Source organism: Arcobacter denitrificans (SeqCode) (assembly GCF_048571185.1).
GTDB lineage: Bacteria > Campylobacterota > Campylobacteria > Campylobacterales > Arcobacteraceae > Arcobacter > Arcobacter denitrificans.
Map to the genome: position 1 here is coordinate 553,894 of NZ_CP182350.1, position 21,548 is coordinate 575,441.

General features: G+C 28.9%; 17 protein-coding genes. 7 read left to right on the top strand and 10 right to left on the bottom strand.

Going from position 1 to position 21,548, the window contains the following annotated elements; translation table 11 throughout:
- Positions 1-58: 58 nt before the first annotated feature.
- A complete protein-coding gene (locus tag ACNI28_RS02895) occupies positions 59-1,495 on the bottom strand; it encodes a PDDEXK family nuclease (RefSeq protein ID WP_419765401.1) in 1,437 nt (478 codons plus the stop codon).
- A gap of 275 nt (positions 1,496-1,770) precedes the next feature.
- On the opposite strand from ACNI28_RS02895, the gene ACNI28_RS02900 reads away from it, so the two are divergent.
- Positions 1,771-2,733 carry an integron integrase gene (locus ACNI28_RS02900; RefSeq protein ID WP_419765403.1) on the top strand — a complete coding sequence of 321 codons (963 nt, stop codon included), beginning with the start codon at positions 1,771-1,773 and terminating at the stop codon, positions 2,731-2,733.
- A gap of 162 nt (positions 2,734-2,895) precedes the next feature.
- On the opposite strand, the gene purH is transcribed toward ACNI28_RS02900, so the two are convergent.
- The gene (gene purH, locus ACNI28_RS02905; protein ID WP_419765405.1) at positions 2,896-4,428 is read right to left on the bottom strand and encodes a bifunctional phosphoribosylaminoimidazolecarboxamide formyltransferase/IMP cyclohydrolase; all 1,533 of its coding nucleotides are present in this window, start codon (positions 4,426-4,428) and stop codon (positions 2,896-2,898) included.
- 160 nt (positions 4,429-4,588) lie between these two features.
- On the opposite strand from purH, the gene ACNI28_RS02910 reads away from it, so the two are divergent.
- From ACNI28_RS02910 to ACNI28_RS02925, 4 genes are all read left to right on the top strand, one after another.
- Complete coding sequence (locus ACNI28_RS02910) at positions 4,589-6,403, top strand: ammonium transporter (RefSeq protein ID WP_419765406.1); 1,815 nt, start codon at positions 4,589-4,591, stop codon at positions 6,401-6,403.
- Between the two features lie 242 nt (positions 6,404-6,645).
- The gene (locus ACNI28_RS02915) at positions 6,646-9,048 is read left to right on the top strand and encodes an ATP-binding protein (protein ID WP_419765407.1); all 2,403 of its coding nucleotides are present in this window, start codon (positions 6,646-6,648) and stop codon (positions 9,046-9,048) included.
- Positions 9,045-9,443 (top strand): response regulator, encoded by a 399-nt coding sequence (locus ACNI28_RS02920; protein WP_419765409.1) that lies wholly within the window; start codon positions 9,045-9,047, stop codon positions 9,441-9,443. The genes ACNI28_RS02915 and ACNI28_RS02920 overlap by 4 nt, the downstream gene beginning before the upstream one ends.
- Positions 9,436-10,776: a GGDEF domain-containing response regulator gene (locus tag ACNI28_RS02925; protein WP_419765410.1), complete on the top strand. Its 1,341-nt coding sequence runs from the start codon at positions 9,436-9,438 to the stop codon at positions 10,774-10,776. Before ACNI28_RS02920 ends, ACNI28_RS02925 begins: the two co-directional genes overlap by 8 nt.
- 3 nt (positions 10,777-10,779) lie before the next feature.
- On the opposite strand, the gene ACNI28_RS02930 is transcribed toward ACNI28_RS02925, so the two are convergent.
- The 3 genes from ACNI28_RS02930 to ACNI28_RS02940 are packed head-to-tail and all read right to left on the bottom strand — an operon-like array spanning position 10,780 to position 14,783.
- Entirely contained in the window at positions 10,780-11,490 is a 711-nt protein-coding gene (locus ACNI28_RS02930) for a sulfite exporter TauE/SafE family protein (protein ID WP_419765412.1), read from the bottom strand.
- 58 nt (positions 11,491-11,548) lie between these two features.
- Positions 11,549-13,762: a phosphoribosylformylglycinamidine synthase subunit PurL gene (gene purL, locus ACNI28_RS02935; RefSeq protein ID WP_419766443.1), complete on the bottom strand. Its 2,214-nt coding sequence runs from the start codon at positions 13,760-13,762 to the stop codon at positions 11,549-11,551.
- Between the two features lie 58 nt (positions 13,763-13,820).
- Positions 13,821-14,783, bottom strand: coding sequence for a L,D-transpeptidase family protein (locus ACNI28_RS02940; protein WP_419765414.1), 963 nt, complete (start codon positions 14,781-14,783; stop codon positions 13,821-13,823).
- A gap of 104 nt (positions 14,784-14,887) precedes the next feature.
- Here ACNI28_RS02940 and ACNI28_RS02945 point away from each other — a divergent pair, with 104 nt between their 5' ends.
- A complete protein-coding gene (locus tag ACNI28_RS02945; RefSeq protein WP_419765416.1) occupies positions 14,888-16,036 on the top strand; it encodes a peptidoglycan DD-metalloendopeptidase family protein in 1,149 nt (382 codons plus the stop codon).
- Positions 16,037-16,044: 8 nt separating this feature from the next.
- Positions 16,045-17,391: a magnesium transporter gene (gene mgtE, locus ACNI28_RS02950; RefSeq protein ID WP_419765417.1), complete on the top strand. Its 1,347-nt coding sequence runs from the start codon at positions 16,045-16,047 to the stop codon at positions 17,389-17,391.
- 82 nt (positions 17,392-17,473) lie between these two features.
- Here the strand turns inward: mgtE and ACNI28_RS02955 are convergent, their stop codons facing one another.
- The 5 genes from ACNI28_RS02955 to ACNI28_RS02975 are packed head-to-tail and all read right to left on the bottom strand — an operon-like array spanning position 17,474 to position 21,527.
- Entirely contained in the window at positions 17,474-17,800 is a 327-nt protein-coding gene (locus tag ACNI28_RS02955) for a hypothetical protein (protein ID WP_419765419.1), read from the bottom strand.
- A 4-nt stretch (positions 17,801-17,804) separates the two neighbouring features.
- A complete protein-coding gene (folE, locus tag ACNI28_RS02960) occupies positions 17,805-18,377 on the bottom strand; it encodes a GTP cyclohydrolase I FolE (RefSeq protein WP_419765420.1) in 573 nt (190 codons plus the stop codon).
- A 12-nt stretch (positions 18,378-18,389) separates the two neighbouring features.
- Complete coding sequence (locus tag ACNI28_RS02965) at positions 18,390-19,586, bottom strand: type II secretion system F family protein (protein WP_419765421.1); 1,197 nt, start codon at positions 19,584-19,586, stop codon at positions 18,390-18,392.
- Entirely contained in the window at positions 19,583-20,932 is a 1,350-nt protein-coding gene (locus ACNI28_RS02970) for a GspE/PulE family protein (RefSeq protein WP_419765422.1), read from the bottom strand. Before ACNI28_RS02970 ends, ACNI28_RS02965 begins: the two co-directional genes overlap by 4 nt.
- Positions 20,916-21,527 carry a hypothetical protein gene (locus ACNI28_RS02975; RefSeq protein WP_419765423.1) on the bottom strand — a complete coding sequence of 204 codons (612 nt, stop codon included), beginning with the start codon at positions 21,525-21,527 and terminating at the stop codon, positions 20,916-20,918. Before ACNI28_RS02975 ends, ACNI28_RS02970 begins: the two co-directional genes overlap by 17 nt.
- Positions 21,528-21,548: the final 21 nt, after the last annotated feature.

A 21,548-nucleotide genomic window follows, 5' to 3' on the forward strand; every position in this document is an offset into this window, starting at 1 on the left:
TTTTTGTAACTAACGCTTAAATACACTAATAAAGTGCCACAGGTACTTTATTAGTGTGCTATGTTTTGTTAACCTTTTCCCATGGTTCAGGTGCATTTTCTAATAACAAAACTGGAATTAATTGATTATTATATTCATCAGCCATTTGACCTATTCCCAGTCGTTTTTTGTTTTTGTTTTCTAAAATTACTTTCGTTTTATCTTTTAGTTTAATTAAATGTTCTACTTCTAACTCTTCAACCAGATTATGAAGATAATAAAAGTCATTAAATACTTTATTATTAAAATCCATTTCTAATTTTTGATGTAAAAGCATAAATAAAATATTTTTATCAGCAATTTCCATTGTTTCTGAAAAATCATTAGATTTTTTTCTATGATTAACAATCAAATCAATTTCATACAATACTAAACTTAATGAAGAAGGTGACATTTTTATAAAATTTAAAAATTTTGTTTTTTCTTCTTCTGATAATATTATATTATGTTGAATTTTTATAATTGCTTCTAGTAAATCAAAATCAATGTATTTTTGATATATATTTGTATTTAATGATTTTAGTAAAATTTGATTTTCTAATAAAAATTTATAAAATAATAACTTATCATTGATACTATTTAAGGATAATAAAAATTTATCATCATCACTAATAATAAAATCTCTATCTTTTATATGTTTTAGAGCTTCAAAAACATAATTTTTATGATACTTAATATTAGACTGTTTTAAATAACTTTTGAATTCGTTAAGCAGGGTTTCTTTTGTGAGTTCTATTTCTGATTCCATTAAAATTAGTATAAAAAATTTCTCATATAATTCTATAATATCACTTTTTTCTTTTTCTTGTATAATATTTGTAAAATTACCATTTGTAAAGTCTTTTGCCATTTCAATTAAATTATCATTTGATTGAATATCACTTCCATCTGATTCTAATATTGTAAATAAATCTCTACTAAACTCAACTAACCAGTACAATTTATTATAATAAAGCATAGAAATATTTAAAATATTATTCTTAGTATATTGATTAATATTTCTTTTTAATATATCTATTTCACTTAAATTATAAAGCTTACTTAATATTGAAAGTAAATCTTCACCAGTTATGATTTCTATATTCTTTTTTTTATTTTTTAAATCTTCATAACTTCCAGATACATTTCCATTTACACCATATAGTGAAATAAAACAAGCATACATTTTTTCTTGTGTTTTGGATTCTTCCAGATAAAGCTTTCCTAAAAATTTCAACCAATCGGTTGTATTAGTAGGTTTAACATGGGCTTTACATTCGCAAATCAAATGAATTTGTTCTGTTATATTAATAATCTCTTGTTCTTTGACTGCTCTTAAATCAATTTCATGTCCACCTGTACTTATTTCCCTATTTATGATTTTTTTGTATCCCTTTAGTTCAAGAATTTTTTCAGTAAGGTTTTCTAACTGCTTTCCTCTTTCTTGAGGGTTACTGCCTAATACATAAATTTTCACATAATTCCTTTTTTAGGTTAACTATTTATTGAATATACATTATATAAATAAAGTACTTAAATTAACTTGTTTATTATATATTCATCTAAATAGTTTATTTTAAGCATTTATACAGATAAATATTACAAAATGAAATATTTTTTCTATATATTTTTATTATAGATTATAATTATGATGTTTATTTTATATTGATATTTATAACTTTAATATACATAATGTATGTTAAAAGTGAAAATTTAACTTTAAACGACATTTTCTATAATAGAGGAGTTACTATGGCTAAAAAACTGCTTGATATAATGAGGGATAAAATAAGAGTAAAGCATTATAGTATAAAAACAGAAAATGTATATATTTATTGGGCAAAAAAATATATTTTATTTCATAATAAACGACATCCTAATAGTATGGGTAAAAAAGAGATTGAAGAATATTTAACCTATCTAGCCAAGAATCAAAATGTATCACCTACCACACAGAATCAGGCTTTTTACGCTATTGTTTTTCTTTATGAACAAGTTTTAAATATATCATTAAAAGATGAGAATATAAAAGCTTTAAGAGCTCAAGAGAGAAAGCATATCCCTGTAGTGCTTACAATAGATGAAGTAAAAAGTATTATTCTCAATATGAAAGGTATCTATCAACTTATAGTCAAACTTATGTACGGTTGTGGCTTAAGAATGAAAGAAGTCCAAAATATAAGAATAAAAGATATAGATTTCGGATATGACAAAATCTATATTTGGGACAGCAAGTCTCTCAAAGATAGAACCTTACCACTTCCTTTGAAAATAAAAGAGGAGCTTAAAATACAAGTACAAAAAGTAAAAGAACTACACCAAAAAGATTTGCAAGATGGTTTTGGAAGTGTATATATCCCTTATGCACTAGAGCGAAAATTTCCAAAGGCTAAATATGAACCAAAGTGGCAATATGTTTTTCCTATGGATAAAATCTCAATTGACCCAAGGAGTGGCGAACAAAGACGACATCATATTTTAGATGTAACTTTAAGTAGAAATATAAAAAATGCAGTTCAAAAGTGTAATATAGACAAGAGAGTTACGTCTCATATTTTTAGACACTCATATGCAACTCATTTACTTCAAAATGGTACAGATATACGAAGTATTCAAGAGCTATTAGGACATAAATCTATTGAAACAACAATGATATATACACATGTAGTAAAAGAACTCAACAAAGTCGATATAAAATCGCCTTTAGATTTTTAAAATTTATACTAAAGAGTGATTTTAGAAGTAATATTTCAAAATAAATCAAGACAGGAAACAAAGTATTCGTAGGAGCTTACTGAAGTAAGTGAGTAGAATACTTTGTTTTCTAACGCAGAGTTATGAAGAAAGAGTGCTTATAAAATCACTCTTTCAATCTTTTTAGTGTAAGAAATGTCTCTTCCCTGAGAAATACAACGCCATCCCAAACTCATCAGCCGCCGCAATAATCTCATCATCTCTAATAGAACCACCCGGCTCAATAACACACTTAACACCAGCTTCTTGTGCTGCATCTATTGAATCTCTAAATGGGAAGAATGCTTCACTAGCTAGTACTGAACCACTTACATCTATACCTAAATCTTCTGCTTTTCTTAGTGCTGCTTTAGCTGCATCTACTCTACTAGTCATACCCATACCAACAGCTACCATTGCAGAGTTTTTCACGTATACTACACAGTTTGATTTTGTTAGGCTAGCTACTTTATACGCTATCTCCATATCTTTTACTTCTTGTGCACTTGCTTCTCTTTTTGATTTAAGCTCTGAATTTTTAACCTCATCATCTTCTACTTTATCAGCATCTTGATAAACAAATCCACCATCAACTATTTTGAAGTTGAAAGCGTCGTTTGCCATTTCAAGTTTAGATGTTCCTTGTTTGAATAGTTTGATTCTTTTTTTCTTGTTTAATTCTTGCTCAGCTTCTGCTGTGAAGTCTGCTGAGAAAACTACTTCTAGGAAGATTTCGTTCATTTTAACTGCTAGGTCTAAATCAACTACACCATTTACTGCTACAACTCCACCAAATGCTGAGATTGGATCACATCTTAGTGCTTCTTCGTAAGATTCTAAAAGTGTATCTTTGATAGCAAATCCACATGGATTTCCATGTTTTACGATACAAACTGCATTGTCATCACCAAATGCTGATGCAATTTTAGCAGCTCCACTTATATCTCCCATGTTATTAAAACTAGCTTCACCTTTTAGAGTGATAAATTTATTTGATAGGTGTTTATCAAACTCATATAAGGCACCTTTTTGGTGTGGGTTTTCTCCATATCTTGTATCAAATACTTTCTCACCTACGATGAACTGTTTTGCACCCATTCCATTGTTGAATCTTTTGTTCATATAGTTTGCAATCATTGCATCATAAGCAGCTGTGTGCTCATATGCTTTTATCATCATATCTCTTCTAAACTCTTGTGTGTTTGTGTCATTTTTAAGATTGTTAAGTACTAAATCATAATCAACAACATCAGTTACAATAATAACACTATCATGGTTTTTAGCAGCACTTCTCACCATCGCTGGACCACCGATATCTATGTTTTCAATAATCTCTTCAAAGTCATCAGTTTTTTCAATAGTTGCTTTAAATGGATATAAGTTTACACATACTAAATCAATACCTTCTACACCTAACTCACGTGCCTGATCAAGGTGAGATTGTTTATCTCTTCTATGCAAGATACCCCCATGAATAAATGGGTTTAAAGTTTTAACTCTTCCTTCAAAACACTCTGGAAACTTTGTAACCTCATTTGCTTCTATTACTGCTATTCCTGCATTTTGTAAAGCTTTATAAGTACCACCTGTACTAATTATCTCGTAACCTAATTTTACTAACTCTTTCGCAAAATTCTCAACACCGCTTTTGTCACTAACACTGATTAATGCTCTCAAATTAATTCCTCTGTCGTTTATAATTTTTCGCAGATTATACAAAAAAAGTAATTAGTAGTCGCTTTTAAAAATCTGTATATTTTATATACAGCATATACTTTTTTAGAGATTTGTTTTTGGATATTATTTATCCTTATATATGTTACGTTAGGAAGTTCTTATGAGTAATATTGACCTGTTATGGATTTTACTTTGTGCCTTTTTAGTTTTTATGATGCAACTTGGTTTTGCACTAATAGAAACAGGAACAGTTAGAACAAAAAACACTATTAATGTAGCAATGAAAAACCTCATTGATACTGTCTTTGGTATCATCTTCTTTTGGCTTATTGGTTTTGGATTGATGTTTGGAACAGATAGTTTTGGACTATTTGGTACTGATAGATTTTTAATAAATGGTTTAAACTTAGAAGAGAATGCAATCTTCTTTTTCCAAGCAATGTTTGCAGCAACTGCTATTACTATTATTTCAGGTGCAGTAGCTGAGAGAATAAAATTCAATGGTTATATAATTGTAGCTATTATTGTTTCTGCACTAATTTATCCTATTTTTGGACACTGGGCATGGAATGAGAATGGTTGGCTAAAAGAGCTTGGGTTTATAGATTTTGCAGGTTCTACTGTTGTGCATTCACTTGGGGCTTGGATTGGACTAGCTGGAACAATTGTTTTAGGACCAAGACTTGGAAAATGGAAAAATGGTAAGATAAAATATTTTGCACCAAGTAATCACAACTTTATAGTTTTTGGTGTTTTTATACTCTTTTTTGCTTGGTTTGGATTCAATGCTGGAAGCCTACTTGCCTTTGACACTTCTGTTACTTTAATCTTATTAAATACTCTTTTATCTGCTGTTTTTGGTGGCTTTGGAGCATGGGTAATCACCCTATATAGTAAAGAAAAACTTGAAGTGGAAATCTTTAGTTTTGGTATAGTATCTGGGCTTGTTGGTATTACAGCAGGTTGTTATGATTTAAGCTTAGTTCAATCTGCTTTTGTTGGTTTTATATCTGCTTTTGTTATGTTTTATGGTGACCAACTTTTAGTAAAAGTATTTAAAATAGATGACCCATTAAGTGCTGTAAGTATTCATGGCTTTGCTGGGGCATGGGGAACTATTGCTGTTGGAATATTTGCAAAACTTCCTGAAGGATTTTCAAGGTTTGAGCTTATTTGGGTGCAAATAGTTGGTGTTTTAGCTGCTTTTGCTTTTGCTTTTACTTTTGGACTTATTTTATTTTATATTTTATTTAAAATAAATCTTTTGAGAGTTAGAAAAAAACATGAAGTTTTAGGACTAAATACCAGTGAGCATAATGCAAAACTGCCATGGGTGGATACAATTGATAGTATTGTTAATATCATGAAAACAGGGAATATACAAAAGAAAGTTTATGAAGAAAGAGATACAGAAATTGGAATTGTTGCTAAGTTTTTCAATCTTTTGCTAAGTATATTAAGGGAAAAACATAGTGTACTCACAAATACAAATAAAAACTTACGAATCAAAGCCTATTATGACTCTTTAACTGGCATTTATAATAGAAGAGGATTAGAAGAGAGTATCAAAAATAAAAATCTTAGCTTTAATTATACCCTTGCTATACTTGATATTGACAAGTTTAAACTTGTCAATGACACGTATGGACATGATGTTGGTGATACTATATTAAAAGAGTTGTCTAGTCTTATTTCTAAGAAAATAAGACAGAATGATATCTTTGCAAGATGGGGAGGAGAAGAGTTTGTTTTATTACTTCAAACAGATGATTTAGCAATTGCAGAAAAAATCACAGATAAACTTCGACTCGATATAGAAAAAGCAGATTTTTCAGTAGTAAAACATATTACAGTATCTTTTGGAATAAGTAATTTTAAAACGTCTAAACAAACTTTTGATGAAGTATTTAAAAATGCAGACAATGCTTTATACCAAGCAAAAAAAAGTGGTAGAAATAGAGTCTTTACTTATTAAATATTATTTCAATATAAGTATTTCTTATATAATAGACACTTTATGAAAATAATTTTATATGTTATGTACAACTAACATACAAGCATAAAATAACTATCAGAACTCTTTTATTAATTCCATATTATTCTTAAGTAAAATTAATAAACTTAAATATTTTTTATGCTATCCTATTATATCTCAACACTAAGTAGAATATTATTTTGATTTTTTTTAAAAACTATGCATTTATAAAAATTACTCTTTTGATAACGCTTTTTTCTTCAATTATTTTAAGTACTTACCTTTATGGTACTTATGAAAATATACAAGAAAATTTTAAAACTGAATCCCAAAAACACAATGAACTACAGTATAGTATAATAAAAAGAAACCTTCTAAACACTAAAAAAGACCTTCTTTATATAGCCAATATGTATGAATACTTTTTTAATAATGCCTATGAAGATGAACTAAAAGTAGAACTCTTTACTCAAGATTTACTTAGATTGATAAAATCAAGAGCTTCATACTCTCAAGTTAGGCTTCTAAACAAACAAGGACAGGAGGTAGTAAGAATTGATTATAAAGATTCAGATGCAATTATTACCCCCAAAAGCAACTTACAAGATAAATCATCTAGATACTATTTTAAAGAGTCACTTTCACTAAAGTCAGGGGAGATATACCTTTCAAAGTTTGATTTAAATGTTGAAAATGGAAAAATTGAGGAACCTTATAATCCAACTCTTAGATTATCAACCCCTGTTACAAATGAAAATGGTGAAATTGTTGGATACATACTTATAAATTATTTAGGTAATGAAATACTCAATGAGTTAAAATTAGCTTCAAAAAATATGAATATACTTTTTTTAAATACAAATAGTTATTATATGATAGGATTTAAGTCCTCTGATGAGTGGGCATTTATGTTTAATAAAAACATAAACTTTAAAAATAGCTATCCAGATTTGTGGAATCAATTTCAAACTTCAAATATAGAATATGCTTCTACTTTAAAGCATGAGGGTATTCATTTCTCTTTTCATTCAATAAATCCAGTAGAAATAGTAAGTCCAAATAGACAAACCAAATCAAGAAGGCATTGGACAATTATCTCTTATGTAAAACAAGAAAAAATTTTATATAAATTTTATACTTTTATAGACTCTATTAAAGTACTTGTAATAAGCTTTGGAGTTATCATACTGCTTTTTGCATTTTTACTATCTTTATATATTAGAAAAATAAATGAAGGAAATATTAGAATAGAAATTGCAAATGAAGTATTTAAAAACACTATTGAAGGAATACTTGTCTTAGATAGTGAAGCTAATATTATACAGGTAAATAAAGCATTTACTACAATTAGTGGATATAGTGAAGAAGAGATATTAGGTAAAAACCCAAGACTACTACATGGTATATATGGAGAGTCCCAAGAGTTTTGTAAAGATTTATGGAAATCAGCTATTCAAAAAGGCTTTTGGAGTGGTGAAATAACAAATCAAAAAAAAGATGGTCAAAAATATATTTCTAAACTATCCATTGGTGTTGTTAAACGCGATGAAAAAATACTTTATTATATAGGGGTATTTTCAGATATAACAGAACAAAAAGAAAACAGTGAAAAACTAAAAAATAGTGCCCTTGCTTTAGAGAATAGTTTAAATGAGTTAAAAAGTACCCAAAATAGATTAATAGAATCAGAAAAACTTACTGCCCTTGGGCAACTTATAGCTGGAGTATCACATGAGATAAACTCTCCACTTGGAGCAATAAAATCATCATCTGATAATATATTACATTCACTAAGTAATGTTATTGTCAAAGTTCCTAAATTAGACTCTTTATTAAATGAAGATGAAAAAACATTAGTAAAAGAATTAAAAGCTATTTTACCCCATGAAATAAGTACTTTAAGTATTAAAGAACAGCGTGTATTAAAGAAAAAACTTACTGAACAATTAAAAGAGATGGAAATAGAAGATAGTAGATATTTTGCTGATAAATTCTCTCAATTTAATGTTAATGATATTACACCTTATATATCTCTTATAAAACATAAAGATGCCCAATATATAATTGATGCAGTCTTTGATGAATATTTATCTATATCTAATATTTATAATATAAAACATGCTGTAAATCGTGCTTCAAAAACTATTTATGCACTTAAAAAGTTTGCTCATTTTGATCATGAAAGAGATGCAATAAAAGAGACTATAGAAGGCTCTATTAATGATATTTTAATTTTATTTAATCACAACATCAAACAAGGTATAGAAGTTGTAAAAGATTATGCTCAACTCAATCCAATATATTGCTATCCAGATGAACTTTCTCAGGTATGGATGAATCTTATATCAAATGCAATTCATGCTATGAAAACTTCTGGAAAACTTGAAATATCTACTTTTGAAAATAAAGATTTCCAAATAGTAAGTATAAAAGATAATGGTTCTGGAATCAAAGATGAAATAAAAGAAAAAATTTTCAAACCTTTTTTTACTACAAAAAAAGCAGGTGAAGGAAGTGGATTAGGTCTTGATATTGTAAAAAAAATAATTGAGGCACATGAGGGTAAAATAGAAGTGCAAAGTGATGAAAATGGTACAACATTTACTATTTACATATCTAAAAATATAAAAGGAAAAAATCAATGAGTACTGCAATACTATGTGTAGATGATGAAGAACTAATATTAAAATCTTTATCACAAGAATTAAATATACACTTTAAAAATCAATACTTAATCGAACTTGCACAAAGTGCTGAAGATGCCTTAGAAGTATTAGATGACTTAAATAATGAAGATATAGAGGTATTAGTTATCATATCTGATTGGCAAATGCCAGGCATGAAAGGTGATGAGTTTCTAATCAAAGCACATAAAAAATTTCCAAAAGTAATTAAAATGCTTCTTACAGGACAAGCTGACCCAGAGGCCATAAAAAATGCAGAACTTCATGCAAATCTAAAATATACATTTTCAAAACCGTGGGAATCAAAAAAATTAATTTCTGCAATAGAAGAAGAGATAGGAAAGCTAAATGAGTAAAGCCATATTATGTGTAGATGATGAGCAGATAGTTTTAAGTTCACTAAAAACACAACTTGGTACTTTTTTTGGTACTGATTATGATATTGAAGTTGCACAAAGTGCAGAAGATGCTTTAGAAATAATAGATGAGTTAAAAAATGATGGCATAGAGTTAGAACTAATCGTAAGTGACTTTTTAATGCCAGGAATGAAAGGTGATGAGTTTTTAATAAAAGCCCAGACTCTACTTCCAAAAACAAAAAAACTACTGCTAACTGGTCAAGCCAATCTTGATGGAGTTGCCAATATTGTAAATAATGGTGCCTTATATAGATATATATCAAAGCCATGGGAACAAACTGACTTAGTAATGACAATAAAAGAGGCTCTTAAAAGCTATACTACAGAAAAAGATTTAGAGTTTTATATGAAAAATCTAGAAGAGCTAGTGGAAATAAAAACTTTGGAAAATAAAAGTTACCTTGAAATTGTTGATAAATACCTTATTGCTTCAAAGACAGACTTGAAGGGTAATATAACAGAAGTATCAAAAGCATTTTGTGAAATTTCAGGATATACAAAAGAAGAGCTTATTGGAAAAAACCACAATATTGTAAGACATCCAGATATGAAAAGTGAAACTTACAAAAATTTATGGAAAACAATAAAAAAAGGTCAAGCTTGGGAAGGGGAAATAAAAAATCTTAAAAAAGATGGTGACTTTTATTGGGTAAAAGCAAGGGTATCTGCAAATTATGATAAAGATGGAAATATTATAGGTTATGCATCAATTCGTGTAGATATTACAGATAAAAAAGCTGTGGAAGTTCTCTCTGTTACTGATCACCTAACAGAACTTTATAATAGAAGATTTTTCAATGAAACTTTTGAAAAAGAGATACAAAGAGCCAAAAGGTATAATAAAAACCTTGGCTTTATTATCTTTGATGTGGATTATTTTAAGCAATATAATGATTACTATGGTCATCAAAAGGGAGATACTGTACTTTCTTCATTGTCACAAACACTAAACAATCAATTAAATAGAGCAAGTGACTATGCTTTTAGACTTGGAGGAGAAGAGTTTGGAGTTTTAATTACAGATATAAACTTAGAGGGTCTTACACTTTTGGTTAAAAAAATAAAAGATGCCATAGAAGAGTTAAATATAGCACATAGTAAAAGTTCTATCTCAGAGCATATCACAGCCTCTTTTGGAGCATGTTTATTTGAATCTAAAGAAAATATAACTCAAGAAAAAATATTTAAGTTTACTGATGATTTACTTTATCAAGCTAAAGATTCTGGTAGAAATAATTTTATAGTAAAAGAGTATTTAGAAGTTAATTAACTTCTAAATATGAGAACCTAGAATTGCTTTACTAGGATTACTTAAATATTCATATCCACTGTGCATAATATAGATGCCAAATATAATTACTAATATTGCAGCAATAGTAATAAAAAGATTTCTTAGTGCTATTTGCTTAAAAATTCCCACAAAAAAACCTAAAGAAAACATAGCAGGAATTGTACTTAATCCAAAAATCAACATAACAAAAGCACCCCATAAAATACTTCCAGAACTTGCAGCTGTTATTGCAAATACATAAACAAATCCACAAGGAAGTAGTCCATTTAACATACCTAATAAATAAAAACTGATAAAACTATTTGAACCTAAGAGTTTACGAAAAGTTTGTTGATAGATTTTTGATTTAGAAACAGAGTGTTCTATGTTGACTAAAAATTTTAACTTACCACTTAAAGACAAACCAACTAATATCATCAAAAAACCAGTAAATAAAAGTAAAATTCCACTTGTAGTATTATCAAAGGTTACAACACTTCCAGCATAACCAAAAATAGCACCTAAGATAACATAGGTTGAGACTCTTCCCAAGGCATATAATATATGAGATAAGGATTGTTTTGCTTTAGACCATGAGTTGTCTATTTTTGTACTTGAATATGCGACAACTATCCCTCCACACATACCAATACAGTGCCCAAAGGAACCTAAAAATGCTATGGTGATTATGGTTATAATACTTATATTTTCCATTGGTTTCCTAAGTATATGGGATTAGAGGTTTAATAAAAAAGGCAATACACCTTTTTTATTATAAGTCTTGTTCGATTACTTTTTTAAATTTATTAAAGTAGATATCTTTTGCACTATCTAAAGAGATTGTAACATCATTGATAGAGATTGTATCTCCACCAACTGTTCCAATTTTAGTACACGAAATACCTTTAGAAGTAGCTAGTTTTGTGAAAGCTTCTATATTTTCTTCTTTTACTTCTACAACTGCTCTACTTAAAGATTCACAGAAGATATCTTTTGAGTCATTTAATTCAACAGATACTTTAACACCTCTGTTACCAACAACTGCCATTTTAGCAATTGCAACTGCTAATCCACCAACGTTTACATCTTTTGATGAAGCTAAAAGAGATGATGTATTTGCATCAATAACTGTATCCCATAGTGCTAACTCTTTTTTAAAGTCAACTTCTGGATGAACGCCAGCTACTTTGTCATACATTTTTTTCATATATAAAGAAGCCCCAAACTCACCTTTAGTATCACCCAAAAGGAAAAGTGTGTTTCCATCTTCTTGTAAGCTTGAAGATAAAACTCTGTTTGCATCTTCATTAACTCCAACCATTGCAATAGAAGGTGTTGGGAAAACTCCAACTCCATTTGTCTCATTGTATAAAGATACATTTCCACCAATTACAGGAGTTACTAGCTCTTTACAAGCTGATTTAATACCTTCACAAGCCATTTTAAACTGCCACATAACTTCTGGGTTTTGTGGGTTTCCAAAGTTAAGACAATCTGTGATTGCTTTTGGTCTTGCTCCACTCATAGCTACATTTCTTCCAGATTCCATAACCGCTGCTGCTGCTCCTAGTTCTGGGTTGATGAAACACAATCTTGTATTACAATCAGCACTCATAGCTAAAGCTTTTCCTGTCTCTTTAATTCTAATTGAAGAGCCATCTAAGCTTCCAGGACCTTTAATTGTATTTGTTTGTACCATAGAGTCATATTGAGAATAAACCCATGATTTATCCACAACTTCCATATCACTAAACATAGTATCAAAAGCATCTTGGTTTGCAATATTTTTATCTAAAGTGATATTAGCAATATCTTTTAAATAAGCAGGTTCACTAACTGGTCTATCTAAAATAGGTGCTTCTTCTGATACTGGTTGAACAGGAACTTCTGCACACTTTTCTCCATGCCAGAATAATTCCATGTTTCCAGTTGCTGTTACTTCACCTATAACTGCAACATCTAATTCCCATTTTTCAAAGATGTCAATAATAGCTTGCTCACAACCTTTTTTTGCACAAATTAGCATTCTCTCTTGTGATTCACTTAACATGAAATCATAAGGAGTCATACCCTCTTCTCTAGCTGGAACTTTATCTAAGTGCATAATCATACCTGAACCAGATCTTCCCGCCATCTCAAATGATGATGAAGTAAGTCCTGCAGCACCCATATCTTGAATACCAATAATTAAATCCTCTTTAAAAAGCTCTAAACAAGCCTCTAAAAGTAGTTTTTCAGTAAATGGATCTCCAACTTGTACTGTTGGTCTTTTTGACTCTGAATCTTCTGTAAATGAAGCTGATGACATAACTGCTCCACCAAGACCATCTCGACCAGTTTTAGAACCCACATACATAACAGGATTACCTAAACCTTCAGCTTTACCATAGAAAATCTCATCAGCTTTTGCTAAACCTAAAGTAAAGGCATTTACAAGGTTGTTTCCAGCATAACACTCTTCAAAAGTAGTCTCTCCACCAATAGTTGGAACTCCCATACAGTTACCATAGCCACCAATACCAGCAACTACACCTCTAAGTAAAAATCTGTGTTTTTGAGCTGTTTCAGAGTTTCCTTCAATAGAAGCAAATCTAATAGAATTCATATTTGCAATTGGTCTTGCACCCATTGTAAATACATCTCTTAAAATACCACCAACACCAGTAGCAGCACCTTGGTAAGGCTCTATAAAGCTTGGATGATTGTGTGATTCCATTTTAAATACAGCAGCATATCCATCACCAATATCTATAACACCGGCATTTTCTCCTGGACCTTGAATAACCCATGGAGCTTTAGTTGGGAAACCATTTAAGTATTTTTTACTAGATTTGTATGAACAGTGTTCACTCCACATTGCAGAAAAAACACCAATTTCAACATAGTTTGGTTCTCTTTTTAGGATAGTTCTTATATTTTCTAACTCTTCAAGTGTTAAAGAGTGGGCAAGAGCCATCTCTTCAGTTGTCATCTCTTTTTGCATTATTAACCTTAAGTTGTTTTATTAATGCGTGATTATAACTAAAGAAGATTTAATAAAAGTTTTAACCCTCAGAAAGGATTGAAATTTTATCTCCATCAAGCTGAATATATAGCTCTTTTACCCCATCAAAAAGATAAGATTTTGTTTGATAGTGTTGATCCATAACTATTTTAAACATCTTTTTGTTTAAAGAGTTAGGATAAGGGATTATATTTATATTTGTAAATCTAATAGTTTTATCTTCATTTCTAGAAAATATATATTTTTTATGATTTTTAAAAGCTTCAAAGTCTTGACCATTTGCTCTTTTAAAGTCATTTGAATAATATTCTAAATATTTATTTATATCTGAAATTCTCCAAGCATCTGTCCAAGAATAAATAAAAGATAAAACTTTGCTCATCTCTTCTTTAGTAGTTGGTTCAACATTTTTTTCAGAAATTAATAAAACAGATTCATCAAAATTCATATTTTTTTCTAAAGATACTAAGTTCTCATTATCTAAGGCTATACAACCCTTTGTAAAATCTTCTCGAGTCTCTTCTAAAGGCATACCATGTATCCAAATACCATGTCCCTCTTTATTTAATGATTTATCAAAAGTATTTGGATAGTTTGTCACTAAAGCAAAAGGACCATAAAACTGGTCTAGTTTTGTTAGTTTTCTAGTTAATCTATAAGCACCAACTGGTGTTTTCAAATCACCTTCGATATACTTATCACCCTCTTTTTCTCCACTAATCATACTTTGTGTTAAAAGTTTTAAAAACTTTTTATCTTGTTTTTTAAAAAGCTCTATTTTTTTTGATAGTTTATCAGCAACTATTACATATTTGTTTGATTCGTAATATCCGTAACTAACATCAGTATTCTTTAAATATTCATTCCAGTATTTTTCAGTTTGTAATTGTTTTTCTAACTCTTTTTGTACTTCCTCTATACCCATCGTTCTGTAAATCGAAACGAAATCTGCCAAAAGATATGTATTAAATAAGACCAAAAGTAAAAGTACAGTTTTTTTCAAAAATTCTCTCCATAATTATATTTAAGGTTTCAATTGTATAATAATAGTCTTGATTTTATAATAAAAAGAGAGAATAATTGAAATATTTAATTAGCATATTCCTTATGGTTACGTCACTGTACAGTTTAGAAGTAGAAAAATTATCTTGGCCGAAGGGTGATACCTTCTTAACATTTTTACAACATTACAATATAAATAATAAACTTTATTTTGATTTGGAAAAAGAAGATAAAGAGTTATGCTCCGAAATAAGGGCAGGAGCAAGATACTATTTAACTAAAAATGAGAATAATGAACTTGTTCAAGTTTTGATAGAAGTATCAGAAGAGATGCAACTTCAAATATATAAAGATGATGATGGCTATAAATTTACTACCGTTCCAATTGTTTTTGATGAAGTTGTTGAAACTGTAACTATACCTATTACCTTATCACCATATCAAGATATTTTGAATCAGACATCAAATAGTGAACTTGCAAATGAATTTATTAGAGCATATAGTGGAAGTGTAAACTTTAAATATATGAGAAAAAATGACAAAATAATAATTAAATACAGACAAAAAGTAAGAATGGGGCAATACCATGGAACTCCCGAAATAATATCATCAGTTGTCCAAATAAGAAAAAAGAAATATTTTATATTTAAAAATGAAGATGATGGAAGATACTACAACGACAAAGGGAAAAGCTTAACAAGCTATTTCTTTAAAGTTCCACTAACTTATTCTAGAATTTCAAGTAGATTTACTAAAAAAAGATGGCATCCTGTTTTAAAAAGATATAGAGCTCACCTTGGAATTGATTATGCTGCACCCAGAGGAAGAGCAATATACTCAGCAGCAAATGGTAGAATCATATTTAGAGGTAGAAAAGGCGGCTATGGAAATGTTATAAAAATAGCCCATAAAAATGGCTATGTGACACTTTATGCTCATCAAAGTAGATTTAAAAGTGGTTTAAAAAGAGGAAGCAGAGTAAGAAAAGGTCAATTAATAGGATATGTAGGAACAACGGGCGTAAGTACTGGACCTCATCTACATTTTGGCTTATATAAAAATGGAAGAGCAATAGACCCTAGTAGGATAATTCGAGTTACAAAAACAAAACTAAAGGGAACTGCAAAGAAAAAGTTTCTTAAATATACAAAGAGTTTAGCACAAGAGCTTATGGAAAAAAAAGATGAGCCAACACAAAAAGTATTAAATTTAAAAAAGATAGAATCAAAGAGTATATTAAAATCTAAAGCTTAAGGATTAAGGTGAGTGGAAATAATATAGAAAAAAATCCTGCTGAGCTATTAAAAGAGATAGAAAAACTACATCCAAGTGACCTTGCGCACTCTTTAAAAAAGATAAGCAAAAAACCGGATGATTTTATTTTTGTATTAAAGAATTTACCAGAAGATATCCTTGGGGATGTGATTTTAGAGCTCCCTGAAAAACTTAGAGAGTTTGCTTATAATGAACTCTCAATTGAAAAACTAACAGATGCTGTTGATGAACTAGAATCAGATGACCAAACCGATATCTTACAAGAAATTGAAGAGGTAAATGAAGATAAAGCAAAAGAGATTTTTGATGGTCTAGAAGAGAATGACCAAGAAGAAATCAACTGGTTAAAAAGATATGAAGAGCGTGAAGCTGGTGCTTATATGCAAACAGAGCTTTTCAGTGCAAATGTAAATGAAACAATTAGTCATTCAATAGAAGAACTTAGAATTGCAAAAGAAGAAAAAGAACTTGAAAATATACATCAAGTTTATATCGTAGATGATGATAAAAAATTAATAGCCTCAATTTTACTTGAAGATTTAATAATCTTTGACTATAAAAAAACATACAAACAACTAATTGATGAATATGAGCCAAATAGATTTAGACCATATAAAGTAAATGATGATGAATATATTAAGGACGTAACAAAACAGTTTGAAAAGTATGATTTAAGTGTAGTAGCAGTTGTTGACTATAGAAATGTTCTTATGGGAAGAATAACATCAGATGATGTTTTAGATGTGATTGAAGATAGCGCTACTGAACAGATGTATCAATTAGCAGGTGTTGATGATGATTTTGAGCATGATAGCCTAGTAACAACTGCTAAAAAAAGAGCAATGTGGCTATTTTTAAATCTAGGAACTGCTATTTTAGCTTCTATTGTTATTGGCTTTTTTGACCAAACTATTCAAGCCTATGTTGCACTAGCTATTCTTATGCCAATAGTTGCCTCTATGGGAGGAAACGCAGGAACACAAACACTTGCTGTAATGGTAAGGCAAATGGCTTTAGGTGAAATTGATATTGAGAACTCCAAAGATGCTATTAAAAAAGAGGTTTTTATCTCTTTATTCAATGGCGTTTTATTTGCTTTTTTAATAGGAATAATTGCTTATTTTTGGTTTAATATTCCACTTTTAGGAGCAGTAATTGGGCTTTCGATGATAATAAATCTATTTAGTGCAGGTTTTTTTGGAGCTTCTATTCCACTACTTCTTAAAAAATATAACATAGATCCAGCTGTTGGAAGTACAGTTTTACTCACCACAGTAACTGATATTGTTGGTTTTTTTAGTTTTTTAATGCTTGCAAAATTAATTTTGTTATAAACTGCTTGTCGTGTTATAAAAAATATAATTGACTCTCTTTATGGGATATACTATATTAAAACAAAATCCGGTTAAATATTAATTAAAGAAGTTCTAAACTAAGCTTTAAGTAGTCTTTGGCAAAATCAACTTTATAGCTCATATTATCTTCACTATTTTTAATCAACTTTGTGTATTCAATGCTATTTGCAAAATAATTCGTTCTAAAGTAAAGTTCACCATTGTGTTTTTTTAAGTATAAAAAGACTTCTCCATTTGCACTTAAGTTTGTAGCCTTACAATACATAAAACATGCAACTTCATTGTTTTTAAACTCTAAGCTATCTTCAATCATCTCAAAGGGATAAACATATCCATTTGAGTCAAAATATGAGAAGTCTATTTTTTTGATTTTTTCTAAATCAAGCATTATATTATTTGTGTAAAGATTGAGCTACTATAGATAAAAACTCATCTTTAGTTTTTTTCTCTTTTTTAAATAATCCTCTAAGTGCAGAAGTAACTGTTGTAGAACAGATTTTTTCTACTCCTCTCATCTCCATACACATGTGTCTTGCATCTATCATAACAGCAACACCTTTTGGGTTTAAAGCCTTATGTAAAGCATCACAGATTTGTTCTGTCATCTGTTCTTGGATTTGTAATCTTCTAGCAAATACATCTACAACTCTTGGGATTTTACTAAGACCTACAACTTTTCCATTTGGGATATAAGCCACGTGTGCTTTTCCTATAATTGGCAACATATGGTGTTCGCACATAGAATAAAACTCTATATCTTTTATAACAACCATTTCATCATTTGAACTTGTAAAAAGTGCAGAATTAATTATCTCTTCTGGATTTTGTTCATATCCACTACACATGAACTCAAAAGCTTTTCTCACTCTACTTGGAGTTTTTTCTAGCCCTTCTCTACTTATATCTTCACCAACATGTTCAAGCATACTTCTTATTGCTTCTTCAAATTTTTGTTCATCTTTCATATATTAAAACCTTTAAATATTTAACATCTCACTCATATTCCATATTGGAGTAAAAATAGCAAGCATAATCCATAATATCAATGATGAAATAAGTATAAAAAAAAGTGGTTCAATTACTGAAGTTAGATTTTTAACTCTTTTATCAAACTCTTTTTCATACATAACTTGCAATCTTTGAATAGATATATCTATTGAGTTTCCAACCTCACCACTTCTTATTAAACTAATAACTAATTCATCAAATAAATCTGTTGATTCAAATGCATATGCAATTGATTTGCCATTTTTTAGATATTTGTTAATAGATGACATTCTAGCCAAAAGGTATTTATTTTTTATTAAAAGCGATGCATTTTCCATACATAGGTGAAACTCATATTTTGACTTTAATAAAATATCTAAAGCAACAAAAAAATTGTACAACTCATAGTTTTTTGAAAGCTTCCCAAATATAGGTAAATATTTTATTAAAAATTCATCTTTTAAAAACATAAGCCTCTCATATTTGTGTATAAGATACTTAACAAAAAAATAGAATAACACAAGTAATACAAATGTATGTAAAGAGTAGTTTATAAAAAAGTTTTTTAGCTTCAAGAGCATAATAGTTGCCATTGGCAATTGCATTTGGTACTGTAAAAATATATTCTCAAACTTTGGTATTACAAAACTAAAAATTAAGCCCATGGCAAAAATAAATGTCACAACTACAAGAATAGGATATCTCAAAGATGTTTTTAAATCACGTTTGTTTTTCATTTTTATTTTAAGAAGTGTGGATAGAGCTGTTATGACAGATTTTATATTTCCATTTTGTTCAAATATTTTGAAAAAAGGAATAATAATCAAATCCAAATCTTTTTCATATTTTTCTAGGGCTTTATAAACTGCTCTTCCATTTTCAAGTGCACTATTCATATCTTTTAAAATATTTTGTAAAAACCTATTTTTGATACTTTTTAATAGGATTTTTATGGCATCTGGAAGTAGTATATTTGACTCTAGCATAATACTAAGCTGAATAAAAAGTTCAATAATCTGCTCTTCATTTGCCTTTGAAAGATGCTGTAGGTTTTTATAATTGGGCTGTTTTAACTCTTCTATTTTTATAATATTGTTAGGTAAGTCTTCGTTTTCTAAACTACTTGTACGAATAGTCTTTGATTTTATTTTTTGGTTTTCTTGATACTTTATTTTGTATTTGTTCAAAACAGCACTTTATTTACTTCTTCAATAGTTGTCAGTTTTTGCTCTATTTTTTCCTTTGCATCATCATGTAAAGATTTAAAACCATTTTTCAAAACAAACTCTAAAATCTCACTCTTAGAACAAGCTTTTGAAATCATAGAAGAAATAGTTTCATCAAATTCCAAAAACTCAAATATAGATAACCTGCCATCAAACCCTGTATAGTTGCATCTGCTACAGCCATCGCTACAATAAGAACAGAGTTTTAAAACTAATCTTTGGGCAATCACTGCTTTTAAAGTTGAGGCTATTAGATATGGCTTTGCATTTAAGTCAATGAGCCTTGAAAGAGTTGATATAGAGTCATTAGTATGCAAAGTACTAAAAACTAAATGTCCTGTCAAAGAGGCTTGAATTGCTATATTTAAAGACTCTTCATCTCTAATCTCCCCAATCATTATAATATCAGGGTCTTGACGTAAAATATTTTTTAATACATCATTGAATTTCAATCCAATCTCATTATTGATAGATACTTGTTGTATTCCTTTTATTTGATACTCAACGGGGTCTTCTATTGTTATGATTTTTTTAGAACTATCATTTAACTCATTTAAAATAGAGTATAAAGTTGTGGTTTTACCACTTCCTGTAGGTCCGGTTACAAGAATAAGTCCATTTGATTTTATGATTGAATTTTTGACTTTTTCTAACACTATACTATCAAAGCCTATATTATTTAAATCCTTTTTATTAACACCATTATCTAATATCCTTAAAACTATAGACTCTCCTGTAATTATAGGCATAGTAGAGACTCTAAAGTCTATTCTTTTCTTTTTTATTTCTCTTGCAAACCTGCCATTTTGTGGCTCTCTTTTTTGAGTAATATCCATATTTGATATCAGTTTAATATATGAACTAAGTAACAAATAAAACTCTTTTTCAAAACTAAAATAGGTCTTTAAAAGACCATCAATTCTTAACCTTATTATTAAACAATCAACCAAAGTCTCTATATGAATATCACTACATTTTTTATCTAGTGAGTATGTTAATAGTTTTTCAAGAAAGTTTTGCACTGCTTTTTCTTGATTTAAAGTAAGTGCATCTTGATAGATTTTATAAATCTCATGTTTTTTCTCAAAATCATCTAAACAAAATAGTATCTCATTTTTAAAAGATTGCACCTCTTTTACTACTATATTTTCAGCAAAACTGTCTAAGTTTTTACTCTTGTCACATACAGCAACACTCATAAAGTATTGATCTTTTTTTATTGGTAAGATTAGATTATCTTTTAGCTGTGCTAAATCAAAACTATTGATTAGTGAATAATCACATATAAAGTTATCTAGTAAAGTCATTATTATACATCCAGATTTTTTTGATATTTCCCTCTTGCTCCAAAGCAATATGGTCACTTTTTATTAAAACTATTTTTTTATTGTTTATAATATTTCCAACTTTATACCAAGTATCTCCCACTAATACACTTTTGCCTATGATTGCAGAGATTTGTACCTGCTTATTATTACTCTCTTTTTCAATTGTCTGCTTATATTTTTGATATAAAGTATCACTTGAAATCTCTTTTGGAACTTGTTTTTTATAATAATTTACTCTTTTAGTTAATTTTACTTCTACATTTAAATCAATCTTATTATCAGGCAAAGCCTCAAAACTTACTCTTTTTATATCTAAGTATGAACTATACTTTTGAACATAATCAATGATTTTAACACTATTAATAAAATCACCCTCTATATTCATAATAATACTCTTAGAGGCTATTTTTAAGTTTTTTACTTCAAGATTATTTATATTTATATATTCTTCTAACTCTTTTACTAAATCGAACAGCTTTATGCTTTTCTCTTTTTTTATAAAAATAACTGTTTGTTTCTCACTATTTTTATTTATGCTATTTTGGTAAAAACTACTATACAAAAAATAGCTCATAAGAAAAAAAGGTAAACTATA